Annotated in this window: 17 protein-coding genes; 6 read left to right on the top strand and 11 right to left on the bottom strand. The window is 70.1% G+C overall.

The window, feature by feature from the left end:
• Positions 1 to 162 precede the first annotated feature (162 nt).
• On the bottom strand, positions 163 to 744 hold the full coding sequence (locus tag K8940_RS19115) for a CGNR zinc finger domain-containing protein (RefSeq protein WP_223391645.1): 582 nt from the start codon (positions 742 to 744) through the stop codon (positions 163 to 165).
• A 113-nt stretch (positions 745 to 857) separates the two neighbouring features.
• Between K8940_RS19115 and K8940_RS19110 the strand changes: the two genes are divergently transcribed.
• Complete coding sequence (locus K8940_RS19110) at positions 858 to 1,328, top strand: lipocalin-like domain-containing protein (protein WP_223391644.1); 471 nt, start codon at positions 858 to 860, stop codon at positions 1,326 to 1,328.
• Positions 1,329 to 1,344: 16 nt separating this feature from the next.
• Here K8940_RS19110 and K8940_RS19105 read toward each other — a convergent pair whose 3' ends face one another.
• The 4 genes from K8940_RS19105 to K8940_RS19090 all read right to left on the bottom strand — a co-directional run bounded on the left by K8940_RS19105 (position 1,345) and on the right by K8940_RS19090 (position 8,145).
• Positions 1,345 to 2,178, bottom strand: coding sequence for a hypothetical protein (locus K8940_RS19105; RefSeq protein ID WP_223391643.1), 834 nt, complete (start codon positions 2,176 to 2,178; stop codon positions 1,345 to 1,347).
• 217 nt (positions 2,179 to 2,395) lie between these two features.
• A complete protein-coding gene (locus K8940_RS19100; protein WP_223391642.1) occupies positions 2,396 to 3,799 on the bottom strand; it encodes an efflux transporter outer membrane subunit in 1,404 nt (467 codons plus the stop codon).
• A gap of 2 nt (positions 3,800 to 3,801) precedes the next feature.
• Entirely contained in the window at positions 3,802 to 6,966 is a 3,165-nt protein-coding gene (locus K8940_RS19095; protein ID WP_223391641.1) for an efflux RND transporter permease subunit, read from the bottom strand.
• 12 nt (positions 6,967 to 6,978) lie between these two features.
• Positions 6,979 to 8,145 (bottom strand): efflux RND transporter periplasmic adaptor subunit, encoded by a 1,167-nt coding sequence (locus K8940_RS19090; RefSeq protein ID WP_223391640.1) that lies wholly within the window; start codon positions 8,143 to 8,145, stop codon positions 6,979 to 6,981.
• 185 nt (positions 8,146 to 8,330) lie between these two features.
• Between K8940_RS19090 and K8940_RS19085 the strand changes: the two genes are divergently transcribed.
• Together K8940_RS19085 and K8940_RS19080 are read left to right on the top strand one after the other, a co-directional pair.
• Positions 8,331 to 8,927, top strand: coding sequence for a TetR/AcrR family transcriptional regulator (locus K8940_RS19085; RefSeq protein WP_223391639.1), 597 nt, complete (start codon positions 8,331 to 8,333; stop codon positions 8,925 to 8,927).
• Between the two features lie 76 nt (positions 8,928 to 9,003).
• Complete coding sequence (locus K8940_RS19080; RefSeq protein ID WP_223391638.1) at positions 9,004 to 10,713, top strand: M61 family peptidase; 1,710 nt, start codon at positions 9,004 to 9,006, stop codon at positions 10,711 to 10,713.
• Here the strand turns inward: K8940_RS19080 and K8940_RS19075 are convergent.
• Both K8940_RS19075 and K8940_RS19070 read right to left on the bottom strand, forming a co-directional pair.
• Complete coding sequence (locus tag K8940_RS19075; protein WP_223391637.1) at positions 10,688 to 11,611, bottom strand: alpha/beta hydrolase; 924 nt, start codon at positions 11,609 to 11,611, stop codon at positions 10,688 to 10,690. The two genes, K8940_RS19080 and K8940_RS19075, sit on opposite strands and share 26 nt — an antisense overlap.
• A gap of 62 nt (positions 11,612 to 11,673) precedes the next feature.
• Positions 11,674 to 12,081, bottom strand: coding sequence for a hypothetical protein (locus tag K8940_RS19070; protein ID WP_223391636.1), 408 nt, complete (start codon positions 12,079 to 12,081; stop codon positions 11,674 to 11,676).
• Between the two features lie 155 nt (positions 12,082 to 12,236).
• Between K8940_RS19070 and K8940_RS19065 the strand changes: the two genes are divergently transcribed.
• Positions 12,237 to 12,956: a response regulator gene (locus tag K8940_RS19065; RefSeq protein WP_317847038.1), complete on the top strand. Its 720-nt coding sequence runs from the start codon at positions 12,237 to 12,239 to the stop codon at positions 12,954 to 12,956.
• Complete coding sequence (locus K8940_RS19060) at positions 12,956 to 14,290, top strand: ATP-binding protein (RefSeq protein ID WP_223391635.1); 1,335 nt, start codon at positions 12,956 to 12,958, stop codon at positions 14,288 to 14,290. Before K8940_RS19065 ends, K8940_RS19060 begins: the two co-directional genes overlap by 1 nt.
• On the opposite strand, the gene K8940_RS19055 is transcribed toward K8940_RS19060, so the two are convergent.
• On the bottom strand, positions 14,287 to 15,057 hold the full coding sequence (locus K8940_RS19055) for a TIGR00730 family Rossman fold protein (protein WP_223395904.1): 771 nt from the start codon (positions 15,055 to 15,057) through the stop codon (positions 14,287 to 14,289). The two genes, K8940_RS19060 and K8940_RS19055, sit on opposite strands and share 4 nt — an antisense overlap.
• Positions 15,058 to 15,204: 147 nt before the next feature.
• Here K8940_RS19055 and K8940_RS19050 point away from each other — a divergent pair, with 147 nt between their 5' ends.
• A complete protein-coding gene (locus K8940_RS19050; RefSeq protein WP_223391634.1) occupies positions 15,205 to 16,800 on the top strand; it encodes an MBL fold metallo-hydrolase RNA specificity domain-containing protein in 1,596 nt (531 codons plus the stop codon).
• On the opposite strand, the gene K8940_RS19045 is transcribed toward K8940_RS19050, so the two are convergent.
• From K8940_RS19045 to K8940_RS19035, 3 genes are all read right to left on the bottom strand, one after another.
• On the bottom strand, positions 16,797 to 17,654 hold the full coding sequence (locus tag K8940_RS19045; protein ID WP_223391633.1) for a rhamnogalacturonan acetylesterase: 858 nt from the start codon (positions 17,652 to 17,654) through the stop codon (positions 16,797 to 16,799). The genes K8940_RS19050 and K8940_RS19045 overlap by 4 nt on opposite strands.
• Positions 17,655 to 17,801: 147 nt before the next feature.
• Positions 17,802 to 19,424 carry a family 43 glycosylhydrolase gene (locus tag K8940_RS19040; protein ID WP_223391632.1) on the bottom strand — a complete coding sequence of 541 codons (1,623 nt, stop codon included), beginning with the start codon at positions 19,422 to 19,424 and terminating at the stop codon, positions 17,802 to 17,804.
• Between the two features lie 223 nt (positions 19,425 to 19,647).
• Positions 19,648 to 21,084: a sugar porter family MFS transporter gene (locus K8940_RS19035; protein ID WP_223391631.1), complete on the bottom strand. Its 1,437-nt coding sequence runs from the start codon at positions 21,082 to 21,084 to the stop codon at positions 19,648 to 19,650.
• Positions 21,085 to 21,358 lie beyond the last annotated feature (274 nt).

Below are 21,358 nucleotides of genomic sequence, written 5' to 3'. Positions count from 1 at the left end.
GCGCGGTCTCGATCCTGGCGACGCGTTGGAGGCGTCGGCCCTGACGCTCGTCGCTTCGGAAGGCGCTGGAGGCCCTGTCGCGACGATGGGGCGACTCTATCGGCAATCGTTTGCGCGATCACGCAACCCAGGCGTCAACGACCCCGTTTCGGGGCGACCGTCTCAATCGGCGATCGGCCCGCGCTCCCGATCGCGGAACGCCGCCACCTTGGCCCGGTTGCCGCAGGCGCTCATCGAGCACCAGCGCCGGTCGCCCTTGCGCGAGGCGTCCAGGTACAGGATCGCGCAGGTCGGGCCCTGGCACTGGCGGATGCGCGCGCCGTCGGGGCCGCCCAGCAGCAGCACGGCCTCGCGCGCCACGCCGGCCAGCAGGGCTCGCGCGCCGCCGGTCAGCCGCGTCCCGCCCGAGGCGTCCAGCCAGGGCGCGGCGGCGGGCTGGGTGGCGAAGACGTTGAGCGCCTCGCGCGGGGCCTCGGGCAGGGGGAGGCCTTCGGCGCGCGCCAGGGCCAGGACGTAGAGCGTCTCGCGCAGGTCGCGGGCGGCCGAAAGATCTTCGACGTTCGCGCCCGATGCGCCGTCGGCCAGGCCGGCGGCGACCAGCCAGCGGTCCAAGTCGCCGGGCGCGGCCAGGGCGTCGCGGTGTTGGCCGCTGACCCGCCCGGCCAGGGTGGCCGGCAGGTCCAGGGGCAGGCGGCCGCCCCGGAAGCGGAAGCCGTCACGGGTCTCTTCGAGCTTGGGCGTCACGAACGTCTCACGGGGAACCTGCCAGAAACCAGATTGACAGGTTAGCGGCGTTCGCCGAGTTTGCGCCAGTAACCGATCTGATAAGTTACATGGGGTGCGAGATGAGAAATGCGATGACGGGCCTGGTTCTGCTGCTGACCAGCGCCGGCGCGGCGGGGGCGGCGGACTTCCCGCTGGCCGGGACCTGGACCCTGACGGCGGCCGACCGCATCACCCCGGCGGGCGTGCGCGAGCACGACTATGGCGCCGCGCCCAAGGGCCGGCTGATCGTCGACGCCACGGGCCGCTACAGCCTGCAGATCTACAAGAGCGAGCGCACCGGCTTCGCCTCGGGCGACAAGAAACGCGGCACGCCGGAGGACTATCTGGACGCGGTCCTGGGCTCGTCGACCCACTACGGGACCATCGCCATCGACGAGACCGCCCACCAGCTGGTGTTCAAGATCGACGGATCGGCGTTCAAGAACTGGGAGGGCACGACCCAGCGGCGGGCCTACGACCTGAAGGGCGACGTGCTGAGCTACCGCGTCCCGACGGCGCCGGACGGCAATGTGCCGATCTCGGCGTGGCGACGGGAGAGGTAGGACCGCCGGCGGCGCCCTACCGCTTGGCGATCCAGGCCCGCTCGCCGGCCAGGTCCAGTGTCACCACCCAGTCCTTCAGCACCGGCACGCCGATATTGCCGTCGATGACCAGGTCCATGACCAGGGCCTGGACGTCGGCCTTGGGGCCGCCCTGGACGGCGAGGGTGAAGGGCTGGCGCTCCTTGGCGTCCGGGTTCAGTCCCAGCAGGACGGCGTTGTGCTGGGCGACAACGACCGCGCCGTTGCTGCCGCTGTCCAGCTCCATCCACACCGGGCCCTTGGGCGTCGGCACGGGGACGAACGGGGTCAGGGCCAGGCCGCCGGCGTCGCGGGCGAAGCGGACGGGGACCTCGGCCGCGCCCTTGACGCGGGCCTTCAGGCTGTCGGGCGTCTCGACGATCAGGCGCTGGCCGCCGAGGTCCAGGGTCACGGCGCGACCGGCGAAGGCGTCCAGGGCGACCGAGCCCTGCAGCGTCGGGGCGTCGGGCGGCAGCAGCTTGGAGAAGTCGAACACCCCCACGGTCGGCGGCGCCAGGGTCACGCCGGCGGCGTCGATCGTGACCTTGTCGCAGCGCGCCAGGTCGACGCGGTCGCCGCGCATGCGGTGGCCGGTGATGCGGCCCCAGGGCTCGCAGCCAGCGGCCTTGGCGGCGGCCGGGGTGATGGCGGTCAGGCCGCCGGCGGTGTCCAGGAGATAGCGGCCGCCATCCTTGGCCTGGAACGCCCAGAGCACGCCCAGATAGGGCTCCAGCGGAAGGGTGACGGGCCGGGCCGGGGGCGCCGGCTGGGCGGCGACGGGAAGAGCGGCGGCCAGCAGGCCGGCGGCGATAAGCGGGAACAGGAAGCGCATGCGAACCCTCTGCGACACGGTCAACCTTGGGTCGCGTGTGGCGGGGCGGCTGTAAAGTGAAAAGGCCGACAAGCAAGGCTTGCCGGCCAAAACGGGTGGAACGGGCGGCTCCAGGGATGGGGGGAGGAGCACGCCCGTTCCGTTCGCGACCATCGGGATGGGGGATGATGGCCAACGAACTCCCCCGGCCGAGGCCGGGGAAGGGCTTCAAGGATCCCTAGGCGGCGGGCGCGCCGCCGCCTAGGGTCTTGTAGAGGGTCACGAGGTTGGTCGCCCGGGCCAGGCGCGCGGTGATCAGGCCCTGCTGGGCCGAGTACAGCGTGCGCTGGGAATCGAGCAGGGTCAGGGCGCTGTCGAGGCCGGCGTCGGCCCGCTGCTTGGACAGCCGCTGGCTGTCGGTGGCGGCGGTGACCAGGCGCTCCTGGGCGGCGACGCTGTCGGTGACCGTCTGGCGGGTCGACAGGGCGTCGGAGACCTCGCGGAACGCCGTCTGCACCGTCTTCTCGTAGGTGGCCACGGCGATGTCGCGGTCGGCCTTGGCGCTCTTCAGGCCCGCGACATTGGCCCCGCCAGCGAAGATCGGCAGGGTGATCGAGGGCGTGAAGCTCCAGGCCTTGGTGCCGCCCTTGAACAGGCCGTCCAGGTCGCCGCTGGCCGAACCGGTCGAGCCGGTCAGGGCGATACGCGGGAAGAAGGCCGCCCGGGCCGCGCCGATATTGGCGTTGGCGCCTTGCAGGCTGTGCTCGGCGGCCAGCACGTCGGGACGACGGGCCAGCACGTCCGAGGGCAGACCCGCCGGCAGGTCGGCCAGGATATTGGCCGAGGCCAGGTTCCCGGACGGCAGCAAGTCGGCGGGCACGTCGCCGCCGGTCAGCAGCACCAGGGCGTTGAGGTCCTGGGCCACCTGGGCCGTGTAGGTCGCCACGTCCGAGCGCGCGGTCTCGGCCAGGGTCTGGGCGTTGCGCAGGTCCAGCACCGAGCCGACGCCGCCGTCGACCTGCTGCTGAACGAGGCGCAGCGAGTCCTCGCGGGTGGCCAGGGTGTTCTTGGCCAGGGCCAGGCGCTCTTGGTCGGCCGCCAGGGTCAGCCAGGCGTTGGCCGTCTCGGCGATCAGGCTGACGCGCACCGAGCGGGCGGTCTCCTGCTGTCCCAGGAAGGCCTGCAGGGCCTGGGCGTTCAGGCTGCGCACGCGGCCGAACAGGTCCAGCTCGTACGCGGTGAAGCCGATCGTGGCGCTGTAGGCCTCGACATCCAGGGCCGAGCCGGTCTGAGAGGTCGCCGCCGGGGTGTGGCTGCGGGTCTCGCTGAGCGTGCCGTTAATCCCCGGAAACAGGTTCGCGCGCTGGATGCCGTACTGGGCGCGGGCCTTCTCGATGTTCAGCACCGCCACGCGCAGGTCGCGGTTCTGCTTGAGGGCCAGGTCGACCACGCCTTGCAGGCGCGGATCGACCAGCACCTGGTGCCAGTCGAGGTCGGCGGCCGTGACCGAACCCGTGGGCTCGGTCGTCGGCGTGGACCAGGTCTGGGCCACCGGCAGGCTCGGACGCTTGTAGTCCGGGGCCATGGTGCAGGCGCCGACCGCCGTGGAGGCGATCAGGATCAGGGTGAGGTTACGGAACATGATCAGTGGGCCTCCGTCGACGGCGCTTCGCCTTGGTGGGCGACGGCCTCGTCATGGCCTTTGTGTTTCGGTTTGAAGATCTTCTCGACCACCACGAAGAACAGCGGGACGAAGAAGATCGCCAGCAGGGTCGCCGACAGCATGCCGCCGATGACGCCGGTGCCGATGGCGTGCTGGGCCCCGGAGCCGGCCCCGTTGGAAATCGCCAGCGGCAGCACGCCGAAGACGAAGGCCAGCGAGGTCATGATGATCGGGCGCAGGCGCAGGCGGACGGCCTCCAGCGTCGCGTCGATCAGGCCCATGCCCTTCTCGTACAGGTCCTTGGCGAACTCGACGATCAGGATGGCGTTCTTCGACGCCAGGCCCATGGTCGTTAGCAGGCCGACCTGGAAGTAGATGTCGTTGTTGAGGCCGCGCATGAAGGTGGCCAGCAGGGCGCCGACGATGCCCAGCGGGATCACCATGATGACGGCCAGCGGGATCGACCAGCTCTCATAGAGGGCGGCCAGCAGCAGGAACACGACCAGGATCGAGATGCCGTACAGGGCCGGGGCCTGGTTGCCGGACTCCAGTTCCTGGGCCGACAGGCCGGTCCATTCATAGCTGATCCCGGCGGGCAGCTGGGCGGCCAGCTTTTCCATCGCGGCGATCGCCTGGCCGGAGCTCTTGCCCGGAGCGGGCGAGCCCTGGATGTTGACCGACGAGATGCCGTTGTAGCGCTCCAGGCGAGGCGAGCCGTAAGTCCAGCTGGCCGTGGCGAAGGCGGGGAACGGCACCATCTGGCCCTGGCCGTTGCGGACGTACCAGCGGTCAAGGTCCTCGGGAGTCATGCGGAACGGAGCGTCGGCCTGCATGTAGACCTTCTTCACGCGACCGCGGTCGATGAAGTCGTTCACATAGCTGCCGCCCCAGGCCGCGCTGAGCGCGCTGTTGATGTCGGCGGTGGTCAGGCCCATGGCGCCGGCCTTGGCCTGGTCGACCTCGATCTTGAGCTGCGGGGTGTCGTCCTGACCGTTCGGGCGCACGCCCGCCAGGTCGGGGCTTTGCGCCGCCATGCCCAGCATCTGGTTGCGGGCGTTCATCAGGGCTTCGTGACCGACGCCGCCGATGTCCTGCAGCTGGAAGTCGAAGCCCGACGAGGTGCCCAGTTCCGACACGGCCGGGGGGACCACGGCGAAGACCATGGCGTCACGGATCTGGCTGAAGGCGCCCATGGCGCGGCCAGCGATGGCCGCCGCCTTGAGCTTGGCCGGCTTGCGCTCCTCGAAGTCCTTCAGGCGAACGAAGGCCAGGCCCGCGTTCTGACCCGCGCCGGCGAAGCTGAAGCCCGAGACGGTGAACACCGCCTGCACGGCGTCTTTCTCGCCAACCAGGAAGTGCTCGCGCACCTTGTCCAGCACGGCCAAGGTCTTCTCCTCGGTCGCGCCGGCGGGCAGTTGGACCAGCGTGAACATCGTGCCCTGATCCTCTTCGGGGAGGAAGGCGCTGGGCAGACGGACGAAGAGCAGGCCCATGGCGACGATGATCGCCGCGTAGACGGCCATCCAGCGGCCGCTCTTGCCCAGAATGCCCCGGACGGAGCCCTGGTAGCGGCCGGAAAGGTCGTTGAAGCTGCGGTTGAACCAGCCGAAGAAGCCGGTCTTGTGGTCCTTGTGGCCCGCCTCGACAGGCTTGAGCAGGGTGGCGCAGAGGGCCGGTGTCAGGATCAGGGCCACCAGCACCGACAGGCCCATGGCCGAGACGATGGTGATCGAGAACTGACGGTAGATCACACCTTGCGAGCCGCCGAAGAAGGCCATCGGCACGAACACCGCGGCCAGCACCAGGGCGATGCCGATCAGGGCGCCGGTGATCTCGTTCATCGACTTGCGGGTGGCCTCGACGGGGGACAGGCCCTCCTCGGACATCACGCGCTCGACGTTCTCGACGACGACGATGGCGTCGTCGACCAGCAGGCCGATGGCCAGCACCAGGCCGAACATGGTCAGGGTGTTGATCGAGTAGCCGAAGGCCGCCAGCACGCCGAACGTGCCGAGCAGGACGACGGGCACGGCGATGGTCGGGATCAGGGTCGCGCGCCAGTCCTGCAGGAACAGGAACATGACGATGAACACCAGCACGATGGCTTCGATCAGCGTCTTGACCACTTCCTCGATCGACAGCTTCACGAACGGCGTCGAGTCATAGGGGACGACGTACTTGTAGTTGGCGGGGAACGACTTCTCGAGCTGGGCCATCTTGGCCTTGACGGCGGCGGCGGTGTCCAGCGCGTTGGCCCCGGGGGCCAGCTTGATGGCCATGCCCGCGGCCGGGTGACCGTTGTACTTGGCGACCGAGACGTAGTTCTCGGCGCCCAGCTCCACGCGAGCCACGTCGGCAAGGCGCACGGTAGCGCCGCCGGTGGTGTTCTTGATGATGATCTGGCGGAACTGTTCCGGCGTCTGCAGGCGCGACTGGGCCGTGATCGTGGCGTTCAGGCCCGTGCCCGGCAGGTTCGGCGAACCGCCGAGCTGACCGGCCGAGACCTGGGCGTTCTGGGCCTTGATGGCGGTCGAGACGTCGGCCGGGGTCAGGCTGAAGCTGGCCAGCTTCTGCGGGTCCAGCCAGATGCGCATGGCGTACTGGGCGCCGAACAGCTGGATGTCGCCGACGCCGTCGACGCGGCTCAGAGAGTCCTGGATGTTCGAGGCCAGGTAGTCGGCCAGGTCGGTGTTGGTGGTCTTCGGATCCTCGGAATAGAGGCCCACGACCATCATGAAGTTACGCGCCGACTTTGCGACGGTCAGGCCCTGCTGCTGCACTTCCTGCGGCAGCAGCGCGGTGGCCGTCTGCAGCTTGTTCTGCACCTGCACCTGGGCGATGTCGATGTCGGTGCCGGCCTTGAAGGTCAGGGTGACCGTGGCCGAGCCCGAGCTGTCGCTGGTCGAGGACATGTAGTCCAGACCGTCCAGGCCCTTCATCTTCTGCTCGATGACCTGGGTGACGCTGTCCTCGACGGTCTTGGCCGAGGCGCCCGGATAGCTGGCGGAGATCGCCACCTGGGGCAGGGCGATTTCAGGATATTGCGCGATCGGCAGGGTCCGGATGGCGAGCGCCCCGGCCAGCATGATCACGATGGCGATGACCCACGCGAAGATGGGCCTGTCGATGAAAAATCGGGAAAGCATCGGAGGCTGACCTTAGCGCTGAGCTTGAGCGGCGGGGGTGGTCGAGCCGGCCGGGACGGGCTTGATCGGCGCGCCGGGGCGCAGCTTCAGCAGGCCTTCGGTGACGACCTTGTCGCCCGCGGCCAGGCCGCTGGTGACCAGCCACTTGTCGCCCTGGGTCTGGCCCAGGGTGATCGGACGGGCTTCGGTGGCGCCCTTGGCGTTGATGACGGTGACCATGGCGGCGCCCTTCGGGTCGCGCTGGACGGCGCCTTGCGGGATCAGGATGCCGCTGGAGGCCACGCCCTGGCTCAGCACCGCGCGGACGTACATGCCCGGGAGCAGGGTGCCGTTCGGGTTGTCGAAGATGGCGCGCAGCGTCACCGAGCCAGTGCCCGGGTCGACGCTGATGTCCGAGAATTCCAGGCGGCCGGGGACCGGATAGGTCGAGCCGTCTTCCAGCTTCAGGGTCACCTGGGCCGAGCCGGACCGGCCGATCTTGCCCGAGGCGAACTGCTGCTGGAGCTTGAGCAGCTCGGCCGAGGTCTGGGTCAGGTCGACATAGATCTTCGACAGGTCCTGCACCGTGGCCAGGGCCGTGGCCTGGCTGGCGGTGACCAGGGCGCCCGGGGTGACCGAGCTCTTGCCGATGCGGCCGGTGATCGGCGCGGCGACCTTGGTCCAGTTCAGGTTGATGCGGGCGCTGTCGAGGGCGGCCTTCTGCACGGCGACGGCGGCGGCCGTCTGGGCGGCGCTGGCCTGGGCGTCGTCGTTGTCCTGCTTGGACACGGCCCCGGTCTCGACCAGGGTCTTGTAGCGGTCGGCCTTCAGCTTGGCGGCGGTCGCCTGGGCCTGGGCCTGGGCGAGGGCGGCGGCGGCGCTGTTGACGCTGGCCTGATAGGTGGCCGGGTCGATCTGATACAGCGACTGGCCGGCTTGGACGATCGAGCCTTCCTGGAACAGGCGCGCCTTGATGACGCCGCCCACCTGCGGGCGCACTTCCGAGACCAGATAGGCCGAGGTGCGGCCGGCCAGTTCGGTGGTCAGCCCGACGGGCTGGGCCTGGGCGACGACGTAGCCGACCTCGGTCGGGCCGCCCGCGCCCATGCCGGCGCCGCCTTTCTGCCCGCAGGCGGCGAGGGTGAGGGCGATGGCGGCGAGACCCACGGCGCCGATGGCGGCCGAGCGTTGGAAGTGCATGTTTGACCCCGGATGCGACGGCCTCGCGAGCTATTGCTCTTGACGAAACCGACGTGATGAACAATCTGAGAATGAACGTTCATTCTCAAGCGGGCTGGACATAGGAGCGGACTTGAAGCAAGTCAACCTCCCGTGCCGAAGCTTTGACTGACCTAACGGAAATGTAATGCCGACTGGTATATGCAATGGCTGACGAGACACATTCGAGCCGCCCGTCGCCGGAATCTCGCCGTCAGCAGATCCTGGACGCCGCGTGCGAGCGCGTGCGGCAGTCGGGCTTCCACGGCGCCAGCATGGCCGACATCGCCAAGGCCGCGGGCCTCAGCGTCGGACAGATTTACCGCTATTTCGAGAACAAGGAAGCGATCATCGCCGCCATCGTCGCCCAGGACCTGGCCGAGATGCGCGACAAGTTCGACGAGATGGAGAGCCAGCCGGGCACGCTGCGCGACGCCATCGACGAGCACCTGCCCGAAGCGGTCGAGAAGTGCTTCGACCCGCGCCGCGCGGCCCTGGCCCTCGAGGTCGTGGCCGAGGCGGCCCGCAATCCCAAGGTCGCCGCCATCGTCCGCGCCGCCGACGACCAGGAGCGCGAGCTGGCCAAGACCATGATGGAACGCGACCGCCAGCCCGAATGGACCGAGGCCGAGTTCCAGGCCCGCTGCGAGGTCATCGGCCTGATCTTCGACGGTCTGCTGATGCGCGGCGTCAACCACCCCGACCTGGACCGCGAGGCCCTGATCGCCGTGCTGCGCTCGACCGTGCGGCACCTGCTGACCTGACGCGCGGGCGACGACGCCTTGATCTCGCCCCAAGGCCACGCTACGCGACTCTAGGTTGCGATGGGCGGGAGGGCGCGTGGGGCGGTTTTCGAAGGCGGCGCTGACCGCCCTGTTCCTGGCGGCCTTTCCCCTGATCACCGAGGCCCGGGCCGGGCCGATCCGCTACACGCTTTCGCCGGTCGTAGAGAACGGCGCCTTGAAGGCCCTGGCCGTCGACATCGACTTCGAGGCCGACGCCGACGGTCTGACCCGCCTGAGATTCGTCGATCGCCTGCAGGAAGAAACCCGGCCCGGCCGATACGCGCAGGAGCTGGTGATCACGGGGGGCGAGGAGGTCACGCCGCTGGACGGCGACCAGACCCAGATCCGCTCGGCGCCCGGGGCGGCCCTGCACGCCCGTTACCGCATCCGCTCCGGCTACGACGCGCCGCCAACCACCCAGGACGCCACCCAGACCAAGCCGGTCATCCTGCCCGACTGGTTCTACGCGCTGGGCGAACTGATCTTCGCCTTTCCCGCCGGTCGCCGAGACGCGCACGCGACCTTCGCCTGGGCCGGCGCACCGGAGGGTTTCCGCTTCGCCTCGGACCTTGAGCAACTGAACCCGGCGTCAGGCACGGTCAACGACGTCCTTGACAGCATCGTCGCGGGCTCGCCGCGCCTGCGGGTGATCCGAGGAGGCGGAGCGGACGCCGGCGTGCGGGTGGCGGTTCTCGGCGCCTACGAGCGCTTCGACGATCAGGCGTTCGCCGACATGGCCTTTCGCACGATCCGGACCGAGCGCGCGTTCTGGGGCGATCCCGCCACCCCGTTCCTGGTCACCTTGGCGCCGTTGGCCCCGCGCGTCGGCGAGGCCTATAGCGGCACGGGACGCGACGACGCCTTCGCCCTATGGGTCGGGACGTCCTTGCCGCTGGCCGATCTGCGCCGCCTGCTGGCCCACGAGCATTTCCACACCTGGAACCCTGGTCAACTGGGCAGGATGGGCAAGGATCGGTCATCGGCCTGGCTCGCCGAGGGCTTCACCGACTTCTACGCCCGCCGGCTGCTGCTGCGCGCCGGGCTGTATGGCTTGAACGACTACGCCGAGGCCTGGAACGCCGATCTCCTGGCCTATGCGGTCTCGCCCGCCCGAGAGGCGCCCGAGGCGAAGATCGCCGAGAACTACTGGCGCGACCGCGATCTGGAGGGAATGAGCTACCTGCGCGGCGCGTTGATGGCCGCGCTGTTCGACGCTGAACTGCGGCGGAACGGGCGCGGATTGGACGCAGTCATGCGCCGGATGCGCGTCATCGACCGCAAGACGACCCAGGGAGATCTGAAGCTCAATTTCCTGGCGGCGTTCCAGGCCGTCGCGGGCCGCTCGCCGGCGCTGGAGATCGAGCGCTTCCAGACGCGCGGCGAGACCTTGACCCTGCCGGACGACGCCTTCGCCTGCCTCACTCTGCGCACCGTCACCCAGCCCGCCTTCGATGTCGGCTTCGACCTGGAGGCCACGGCGAGCACGGGCGTCTTCGCCGGCGTCGACCCGGCGGGGCCGGCTCATGCGGCCGGCCTGCGCGACGGCATGAGGCGGCTCGGGCGCGAAGGCGGTGCGATGAACGACTCCAGCGTCGAGATCGTCTACCGCGTCGCCGACGCGTCCGGACATGAGCAGGTCGTCCGATATCGGCCCGAGGGCAGGGCGACGGTGCGCTTTCAGCATCTGACCGTCCCCGAGGCGCTGACGCCCGCCCAGGAACGCGCCTGTATCCGAACCCTCAGCGCCCAAGCCGCTCGGCGATGAACCGGTCCACCGCGTCGGTGTAGTCGCCGGGCAGGCCCAGGGTGCGGTTGATGTCCGCGTGGGTCAGGGGCTGGGGCAGGACCGGCATCGGGACGCCCGAGCGCTTGGCCAGGGCCTGGAAGGCGCGGGCGTCGTCGCAGGGCTTGTCGGGGCGCTTGGTCGAGCAGACCAGGAACATCGGCGCGGCCGAGGGCGTCCACTGGTCCATCGGCGAGGCCCGGGCCCAGCCGGCCGGATCGGTCCCGAACGCCTCGTCGTAGAACTTGGGATGGCGGCCGGCCATGGTCGTGGAGATCTTCATCGCCGCCGAGTCCAGCACCACCGTCCCGGCCCACGGCTGACCGACCATGTCGGGCCTGGACGACAGCAGGGCGACCAGGTGCGCCCCGGCCGAGTGGCCCATCAGGATGATCTTGCGGTCGCTGGCGCCCCAGTCGGCGGCGTGGCTCTGCGTCCAGCGCAGGGCGGCGGCCACGTCCTGGGCCTGCGCGTAGGCCATGGCCTGGGGCAGCATGCGGTAGTTGACGCTGACGAACACGTAGCCCTTGGGCAGCCAGTGGCGCAGCTTGTTTTCGACCGACCCGGTATTGGCCTTGTCGCCGATCTTCCAGGCCCCGCCGTGGACCATGACGATCACGGGCGCGTCGCGCAAAGCGCCGGGCGGGACGTAGACGTCCACCGCCTGGGCCGGGTCGACGCCGTAGGACGCCGTCAGCTTGCGGGCGCCGGGCAGGATGGCCTGGAGGTCGATCGGACGCTCTTCCTCGGCCTTCTTCTCCTGCAGGCGCTGCATCATGCGCTCGCGCATCTTGCCGCGCAGGCCGATCTGGGCGTCGGCGGCGCTGGTCACGGCCAGGGCGGCGGCCAGGGTCAAGGTGAGCAGGTGGGTCTTCTTCACGGGCGATCTCTTGGAAGGGGAAGGCGGGCCGGCGCGGGGGCTCACGCCGGCCCTGGTTGCGATCAGGGACGGCTGACCGTGCCGCTGACCGAACGGGTGTCGCCGTCGTAGCCGGTGCGGCTGGCGTTGTAGCTGTACGAGCCGTCGCCGTTATTGACGACGCTGGTCGCGCGGCTGGCCGAGGCGCCGTTGTTGAACGTGCGGCTGGCCCCGCCCGAATAGGCGCCGTCGCCCCAGCTGGCGCTGCGCTGGCTGGCGACCCCATAGCCGCCGTTGGTCTGGGTCCCGCGCGACACCGAGACGGCGCCCGGCTGGCGGCTGACGTGGCGGTCGTGGACGTAGCCGCGACCGTAGGCGCCCTGGACGCGGACGGTGCGGCCGTGCTGGCCGGCCTCCGCGGCGGGGGCTAGCGCGATGAACAGGGCCGTGGCGGTCAGGCCGGCGGCGGCGAGAACGGTCTTCTTACGCATCGTGTCTTCCATCGAATTGTGACGTCCCTCGTCGCCGCACAGAAAACACGCCGCATGGCTCGCCTTGATGTTCCGCCGCCGACGAAACGTGTCGAAATGTAATCGTGGGCCGCTCGGCCTTTTCCGCGCCGCGCGGCTGGGGCAAGGCTTTGGCCATGATCGACAACACCCTGATCGCGGTCGTCGAGGACGACGCCGAGATCCGCGACCTGACGCTGGGCCTGCTGCGCCGCGAGGGCTGGGAAGCCGTGGGCTGCGAGGACGTCGCGGCCTTCGACCGCCTGGCCGCCCGCCGCCGCGTCGACCTCGTCCTGCTGGACATCATGATGCCGGGCGAGGACGGCCTGTCGCTGTGCCGCCGCCTGCGGGCCACGGGCGACACGGCGATCCTGATGGTCACGGCCAAGGGCGACGACATCGACCGGGTGATCGGCCTGGAGATCGGCGCGGACGACTACCTGGCCAAGCCTTACAATCCGCGCGAGCTCTTGGCCCGCGTCCGCGCCATCCTGCGCCGCACGCGCGACGTCCATCGCGTGGCCGCCGTCCCGCCGGGCGAGGTCTACGGCTTCGCCGGCTGGCGGCTGGATTCCGCCAGTCGCGACCTGCTCGACGCCGCCGGCGCGCCGGTCGTCCTGACGGGCGGCGAGCACGACCTGCTGATGGCCTTCCTGCGCCACGCCCAGCGGGTGCTGAGCCGCGACCAGCTGCTGGACTGGACGCGAGGCCGCAGCGCCAGCCCTTTCGACCGCTCGATCGACGTCCTGCTGGGCCGGCTTCGCCGCAAGCTGGCCTCGGGCGCGGGCGGGCAGGGTCTGATCAAGACCGTGCGCGGCGGCGGCTACCTGTTCAGCGCGCCGGTTGAGCGCCTCTGATGGTGCTGCTGGACAACCTCTCCTCGCGCATCGCCGCCATCCTGCTGGCGGGGCTGACGATCCTCTTGGTCATGGGCGCGGCCCTGCTGATCTGGCCGACCGGCAGCGGCGGCGGGGTGCGCTTCTACCAGTTGCCGCAGCCGGCCGAGGCGGTGGCCATGGTCGAGGCCCTGGACGCCTCGCCGCCGTCGGCCCGGCCAGCGGTGATGAAGGCGCTGGACACCGGGGTGATCCGCGCCACGCTCGACAAGGACTTCCCCGCCGCCCTGCGCCGGGCTCGCCCGGCCGACGCCCGCGATCCCGGCTACGCAGCCTATGACCGGGCGCTGGCGGGGCGCGACTGGCGGATCGAGGTGCGGCGCGGCGGGCGGCTGCGCGAGGGCTTCATGCCCGGCCGCGCGGCCCTGCGCCTGTCGGTGCGGCTGGAGGACGGATCGGTGCTGACCCTGCGCCGCCGCGCCCCGGAGGCGGCTCGCCGCTATCTGGGCCGCGTCACCCTGGCCTGCGCCGCCCTGTTGGCGGTCACCCTGCTGATGATCCTGGTCGCCGTGCGCCAGACGACGCGGCCGGTCGAGGGCCTGGCCCGGGCGGTGGCGCGGTTCGGCGACGACCTGGACGCGGCGCCGCTTTCCGCGACGGGGCCGCGCGAGATCCGCGAGCTGTCGACCGCCTTCAACACCATGCGCGGTCGGATCCGGGGGCTGGTCGACGAGCGCACCCGCATGCTGGCCGCCATCGCCCACGACCTGCGCACCTACCTGACCCGCCTGACCCTGCGGGCCGAGTTCATCGCCGACCCCGAGCAGCGGACCAAGGCGACCCGCGACCTGGCCGAGATGGCCCAGCTGCTGGACGACACCTTGCTGTTCGCCCGCCAGGAGGCCGGACGCGGCGAGGGCGCCCGGCCGGTCGAGGTCCGCCGCGAGCTGGAGGTCCTGGTCGCCCTGCGCGCCGAGATGGGCCAGGCCCTGACCCTGTCGCCCGGCCCGGCGGTGAGCGCCCTGGTCTCGCCGGTCGCCCTGCGGCGGATGCTGAACAACCTCGTCGACAACGCCGTCGCCTATGGCGGCGCGGTGACCCTGGAGGCCGAGGTCGCGGCGGGCGAGGCGCGCATCGCCGTGCTGGATCGCGGCCCTGGCCTGCCCGACGCGGTGCTGGCCCGCATCACCGCCCCGTTCGAGCGCGGCGAGGCCTCGCGCAACCGGCGGACCGGCGGGGCGGGCCTGGGACTCTCGATCGTCCAGGCCCTGGCCCAGGCGCACGGCGGCCGGCTGGTCCTGGCCAATCGCGAGGGCGGCGGGCTTTCGGCGACGATCGTCCTGCCGGGGGCCTAGGGCTCCTCGGGCAGCTTCAGCCCGCCCCGCACCAGTTCGGCCCAAGTGTCCTCGGCGTCGTCGGCGAAGCGCAGCAAATCAAGGTCGGCCGCTTCGATCATGCCGTGCTCGACCAGGGCTTCGAAATTGATGATCGAGCGCCAGTAGGCCTCGTCGAACAGCACGATCGGGATCGGCGGCGCCTTGTTGGTCTGGCGCAGGGTCAGGATCTCGAACAGCTCGTCGAAGGTGCCGAAGCCGCCGGGAAACACCACCAGGGCGTTGGCCCGCATCGCCAGGTGCATCTTGCGCATGGCGAAATAGTGGAAACGGAAGGTCAGGTCCGGCGTGCAGTACGGGTTGGGGGTCTGCTCGCGCGGCAGGGTGATGTTGAAGCCGATGGTCGGCGCGCCGGCCTCGTAGGCCCCGCGATTGGCGGCCTCCATCACGCCGGGGCCGCCGCCGGTGGCGATGACGTTGTCGCGGACGTGGTCGCCGTTCTCCACCTTGGCCCCGCCGCGCTCGGAGACGAGGGCGCCGAAGCGGCGGGCCTCGGCGTACCACCGCGCCTGCTGGCCAGGGCCGTCCTCGCGCACGCGGGCGCTGCCGAAGACCACGACCGTCGAACGCACGCCCCAGCGGCGCAGCGCCTCGTCGGCCTTGGCGAACTCCAGCAGGAACCGCACCCCGCGCATCGACTCGCCCAGCAGGAAGTCCTGGTCGAGGGCCGCCAGCCGATAGGACGGCGAGGTCAGCTGGGCGCGGTTGTCGGGGGCGTTGGTGGGCAGGGGGACTTCGGTCACGGCGGATCGCTCGATTGGTGCGAAAGGGGCAGACTATGCGGCGATCGCCGCGCGGGCTTGACCTAGATCAGGGCGGCGCGCCCTTTCGCAAGTCTTGGATCGCGTTCCCTTCCGTTCGAGGACCGCCCGCGGATGACCCCGACCCTGACCTTTCACGGCGCCGCCGGCTGCGTCACCGGCTTCTGCGCCCGGCTCGTCACCGAGCACGCCACGGTGCTGATCGACTGCGGCATGTTCCAGGGCTCCAAGACGCTGAAGGCCCTGAACTATCAGCCGTTTCCGTTCGAGGCGGGCAAGGTCGACGCCGTCCTGCTGACCCACGCCCACATCGACCATTCTGGCCTGCTGCCCAAGCTGATGCTGGCCGGGTTCGAGGGGCCGATCCACGCCACGGCGGCGACGCGCGACCTGGGCGCGGTGATGCTGGTCGACGCGGGCGGCATCCAGGAGAACGAGGTCGAGAGCCTGAACCGCCGCAACCAGCGCCGGGGCCTGCCGCCGGTCGAGGCGATCTACACCGCGCAGGACGGCAAGCGCGTCGCCGCCCAGTTCAGCAAGGTGAAGCTGGGCGAGCCGGTCAGGATCGCGCAGGACATAACCGCCACCTGGTGGCCGGCCGGCCACATGCTGGGCTCGGCCTCGATCGCGGTCGACGTCGGCCCGCCGGGCCAGATCAAGCGCTTGCTGTTCTCCGGCGATCTGGGGCCGGGCGACAGCCCGTTCCTCGACGATCCCGACGCGCCGGCCGGGGTCGACCACCTGATCATCGAGTCAACCTATGGCGATCGCGAGCGCACGGGGGCCGATAGCGCCGGACGCCGGCGGCAGCTGGCCGAGGAGGTTCGCGCCGCCCACGCCGCCGGCGGCCCGCTGCTGATCCCCGCCTTCGCCGTCGAGCGCAGCCAGGAGCTGCTGGTCGATCTGCTGGACCTGATGGCGGAGGGCCAGGTCCCGTCCGGCGACATCTTCCTCGACTCGCCGCTGGCCATCGAGGCGACCAAGGTCTTCCAGGCGCGCGGCTGGAACCCGCGCACCCAGTCCAACCCCTTCGAGTCGCTGCGGCCCTCCGAGCGCTTGCGGTTCCTGGACTCGCCGGCCGAGAGCGACGGGCTGGAGCGGCTGGGCGGCTGGCACGTGATCCTGGCGGCCAGCGGCATGTGCGACGCGGGCCGGGTGCGCAAGCACCTCAAGCGCCTGCTGTGGCGCAAGGAGGCCACGGTGCTGCTGTGCGGCTACCAGGCGACCGGCACGCTGGGGCGCCTGCTGGCCGACGGGGCGCCGCGCGTCTCGATCCGAGGCGACGAGATCCGGGTGCGGGCCCGCATCCGCCAGCTGGACGCCTATTCCGGCCACGCCGACGCCTCGGAGCTGGTCGACTGGGCCAAGGCCCGTCAGCCGGTGTCGGGCACGGTGTTCATCGCCCACGGCGAGCCGGACGCGGCCCTGGGGCTGAGCACGCGGCTGGCGGCGGCGGGCTTCGCCGCCGAGCGGGTGGTCATTCCGGCGCTGGACGAGGGCTTCGTCCTGGGCGAGGGCGCGGCGGCCCGGGCGGGCGAGGCGCGGCCGCGCCTGCCGGCCAAGGCGCCGGGCGCGCTGGACTGGCACAATCAGCGCGCGGCCTTCCAGATCATGCTGGGCGAGACCCTGAAGGCCGCCGCCAACGACGCCGAGCGCGAGGAACTGCTGAAGGGCCTGCGGGCGTTCCTGGAGGCCAGCCAGCGCGCCTAGGGCAGCAGGTTGCGGCCCAGCTCCGGGACCGCCTGGGCCAGGGCCTTGGCGACCATGGCCGAGAAGTAGTCCGCGCCCTCGGGGCCGATGTGGGTGTAGTCGAACACCGGCTTGAACTCGCCCATCGGGCCAGGCGGTGACGGCGGCGCGGCCGGCGGGCGCGGCGGGACCACGGCGCCGGGAATGGCGGGCTCGTAGAACATCGCGCCGGTGGTCGTGCCCGACCGGGCGGCGGCCGCGACCTCGGGCGGCGGCGGGATCTCGCCGAACTTCATCGCCTCGACCGGGCCCAGGGCCTGGACGGCGGCCTTGGACAGGGCGTGCAGGTCGACCAGCGGCGTCCCGGTCTCGGCCGCGACCTTTCGGATGGCGTCGGCCCAGGGGGCGAGGTCGTCATGCACCTGGCCGTCCTTGAACTGGCGGCGGATCAGCGGCGTGACCAGCACCGGCGTCGCCCCGGCCGCGCGGGCCTCGTCGACGAAGCGCCTGATGTTGGCCGGGAACTCGGTGACGAGGTCCGTCGAGCGCTCGGGCCGGCCCGGCTGGTCGTTGTGGCCCAGCTGGATCAGGACCCAGGTCTTGGCGAAGCCGCCCGAACCCATCTCCTTCAGCGCCAGGGCCCACGAGCCCTCCTCGCGATAGGTGCGGCTGGACCGCCCGCCGCGCCCCAGGTTCACGCAGGCGACGTTCGAGCTGACATGCCTGGCGCAGAAGGCGCCGCCCCAGCCGCTGTTCACGGCGGTGGTGGAGTCGCCGACCAGCACGATCTTCGGGGCCTTGAACAGGGGCTCCTGGGCGTGGGCGGCGAGGGGGAGGAGGAGCAGGGCGGCGGCCGCGAAAGCTCTCAACAACATCTCAACACTCCCGTCTTCCCGGCGAAAGCCGGGACCCAGATTCATCCTGGGAGGCTGGAGCGCTCGCGCCAACCTCCCTGTCCGCCTATCAAGCGCTCGTGGGTTCGATCTGGGCCCCGGCTTTCGCCGGGGAGATCGGTGTTGGGATCAGTCCAGCGCCCGATACTTGAAATTCCTGAACCGGGCCGAGCCCTTGCCGGCTGCGTAGATGCCCGGCTTCAGCATCAGGAAGCCGCCGCGGACGTTGTGGTGGTAGCCGCTGAGCTCCATGCCCCGGTCGAAGCGATGCCATGTCTTCCCGCCGTCGCCGCTGGTGTGGAAGCTGACGATGTGGCGGGTGTTGATCAGCTTCATCAGCAGCTTGGCGCCGTGCGGGTTCGCGGGGCGCCCGCGCTCGATGCCGTACTGGTGGGTGACGAAGTTCTTCTGATCGAAGCCCAGGCCGGCATACAGCTGGCGGTCGTAGAACAGGATCAGGCCGGCGCGGGTCTCGGGATCGACCTCGATCTCGCACTCGATCTCGTAGGCCTGGTCGCCGTTGACGAAGATCAGCGGCGCGCCGCTGGACGGGGCCTCGCCCGCGCCCTTCAATGTCAGGACGCCGTTGGCGCGCGACAGACGCTGGTGCTCGTCCGGCTTGGGGTCGAAGAAGTTCCACTGCACGCCGTACTTGTCGGCCTGGAAGTCGTCCGACAGGGCCATGCCGTGCGGGCCGGCCTTGCCGCCCTTGGGTTTCGGGATCGGCTTCGACAGGTCGCCGCCGCCCACCTCGAACCAGCCGTCGGCGGTCCAGGTCACCGGGGCCAGCAGGGTCTGGCGGCCCAGGGTGTAATAGCCGTTCTCGTAGCCGTGATAGACGGTCCACCAGTCGCCCGGCGTCGGGCCCTCGACCAGGGTGGCGTGGCCGCGCGACCACCACTTCTCGCTGTTGTCGACCGTGCGGACGATCGGATTGCGCGGGTGGTCCTCCCACGGGCCGGCCAGGGACTTGGCGCGGGCCACGATGACCATGTGGCCGGTCGGCGGGCCGGCCGTGCCGCCCACGGCGGTGACCAGATAGAAGTACTCGCCCTTGCGCATGACCTTGGGGCCCTCGGGCGAGAAGCCCTCGACGTCCCAGGTGTCGGGATAGCGCCACGGATTGTAGACATGCTCGGGCTCGCCGACCGTGGACAGGCCGTCCGGGGCCAGCTTGATGCGGTCGCCGCCCGACAGGAACAGCCACCGCTCGCCCTTCTCGTCGACCACGTGGCCGGGGTCGATGTAGCGCGGCAGCTTCAGGTCGACCGGCTCGGACCACGGGCCCTCGATCTTGTCGGCCCAGATCACGTAGCTGGTGTTGTTGTTCGGCTTCTTGGCCGGCAGGTAGATGTAGTAGCGGCCCTTGTGCTTGCAGAGCTCGGGGGCCCAGATCGAGCCGACATTGGTCTTCAGAGTCGTGGTGACCGGCGTCCAGTTCACCAGGTCCTGCGAATGCCAGATCAGCAGGCCCGGATAGGCGTCGAACGACGAGTGGGTCATGTAGTAGTCGGCGCCGTCCTTCAGGATCGACGGGTCGGGGTGGTCGCCGGCCAGGATCGGATTCAGGAACGTGCCGTCGCCCAGGTCGGCCTTGCGCTGGCCCTCGACGCCCTTGGTCCAGGTCGGGCCGCCGGTGCTCTTGGCGGGCAGGAGGCCCATCTGCGCGGCTTCACCCGAGGCGGGCAGGGCGGCCAAGCCCGCGCCGGTCAGCAGCGAGCCCAGCGCGCCGCGGCGGTTGATGTCGACCATGGGGTATTCCTCCCGACGAGTACGCTTACGTCTGTTGGCGCTCACTTAGCGGTAAGCGCGCCGGACTGTCCACCGGTGTCATTCTTTGTCACGGTTGATTTCTATGACGTTTTTCCGAGCGGCCAAGCTGGGGTGGTAACAACGTCACGGACCCGGAAATCCGCACAAAAAAACGCCCGGGAAAAGCGCCCGGGCGTTCCTTGTCTTCGGTCGAGAAAGAGCCTCAGCCCTCCATCGCCTCCAGCTCCTTGCCACGGGTCTCGTGGATCAGCTTCTGGACCAGGAAGAACGAGACCAGGGCGCTGACCGCGTAGAACCCGTAGGTCATCGGCAGGCTGATCGCCGCCAGGGCCGGGAAGCTGACCGAGATCGCGAAGTTGGCGATCCACTGGGCGAAGCCGGCGACGGCCAGGGCCGAGCCGCGCATCTGGTTGGGGAACATCTCGCCCAGCATCACCCACATGACCGGACCCCAGGAGAGGTTGAAGAAGATCACGTAGAGATTGGCGGCGACCAGGGCGATCGGGCCGATGCTGGCGTCCAGGTGCAGGGCGCCGTTGACCGTGGTGGCGGTCGAGAAGCACCAGGTCATCACGCCCAGGGTCACGGCCATGCCGGCCGAGCCGATCAGCAGCAGCGGCTTGCGGCCGACCTTGTCGATGACGGCGATGGTGGCCAGGCAGGCCAGGATCGACAGAGCGCCCGACAGGATGTTGATCTTCAGGCTGTCGTCCTCGGTGAAGCCCACCGACTGCCACAGCACCGAGCCGTAGTAGAAGACAATGTTGATGCCCACCAGCTGCTGGAACACGGCCAGGACCAGGCCGGCCCACAGGATCGGGCGCAGCTTCTTGGTCACCGGGTCCAAGAGGTCCGAGAACTTCGGCTGGTGGTCGACGGCTAGCGAGGCGCGGATCTCATCGACCTTCTTGGCGCCCTGGCCCGCGCCGAACAGGCGCGACAGGACCTTCTCGGCCTCGGCGTCCTTGCCCTTGGCGACCAAGAAGCGCGGGCTTTCCGGGATGACCAGCAGGGCGAAGAAGAAGATCGCGGCCGGGATGGTCTGCATCCAGAACATCCAGCGCCAGGCGGGCAGGCCCATCCAGAACTCGGCGGTCGAGCTGCCGGCGGTATGGGCCAGCACGTAGTTGGCCACGAACGCGCCGGTCAGGCCGGTGATGATCATGATCTGCTGCACGGACGACAGGCGGCCGCGGATGTTCGCGGGCGTGACTTCCGAGATGTAGACCGGGCACAGCACGGAGGCCGCGCCGACGCCCAGGCCGCCGATCAGGCGGAAGGCGATGAACACCAGCGAGGTGTGCGAGGCGCCGGTGCCCAGGGCGCTGACCAGGAACAGCAGGGCCGAGATGATCATCACGGTGCGGCGGCCCCAGACGTCGGCCAGACGGCCGGCGGCGAAGGCGCCCACGGCGCAGCCGATCAGGATGGCGCCGACGTTCAGGCCGGTGCCCAGCTTGCTGAGATTGAAGGCCTTCTCCAGGCCTTCCTGCGTGCCGTTGATGACGCCGCTGTCATAGCCGAACATGAAGCCGCCGATCGTGGCGACGGCGACGATCGCGGCCACGAAGGCCATGTTGACCTTCGCGCCCTCGGCGCTCATGCCGGCGCTCGGGCCAGCGTTTGAAACTGAAGCCACAGGTGTCCTCCCCATGGGGCCTCTCCGGCCCGTTGATGCCCTTTGGTCCTTGTCGGACCTTAAGTTGCCGGCGACCTTAGTGTTACCGGTATCAGCGCGCAAGCGGTGGTTCTGACGACCCCTCTCCGGCGCGCGGGACTCACTCCTGCCGTCCTTCGATAGCAGAGGCGCGCGGAGTCGCGCGACGCCCGTCTCGTAGGACGCGCGACGCCGAACATTGCGGAAAAGATATTTGTCTTGGGCCGGGAAGTCGGGCTTAAACGGCGATGTACGT

Origin of the sequence: Caulobacter segnis (assembly GCF_019931575.1) — a bacterium.
Classification (GTDB): domain Bacteria; phylum Pseudomonadota; class Alphaproteobacteria; order Caulobacterales; family Caulobacteraceae; genus Caulobacter; species Caulobacter segnis_C.
The sequence above is the reverse complement of the archived record's forward strand: the minus strand, read 5'-3'. Positions and strand labels throughout refer to the sequence as shown.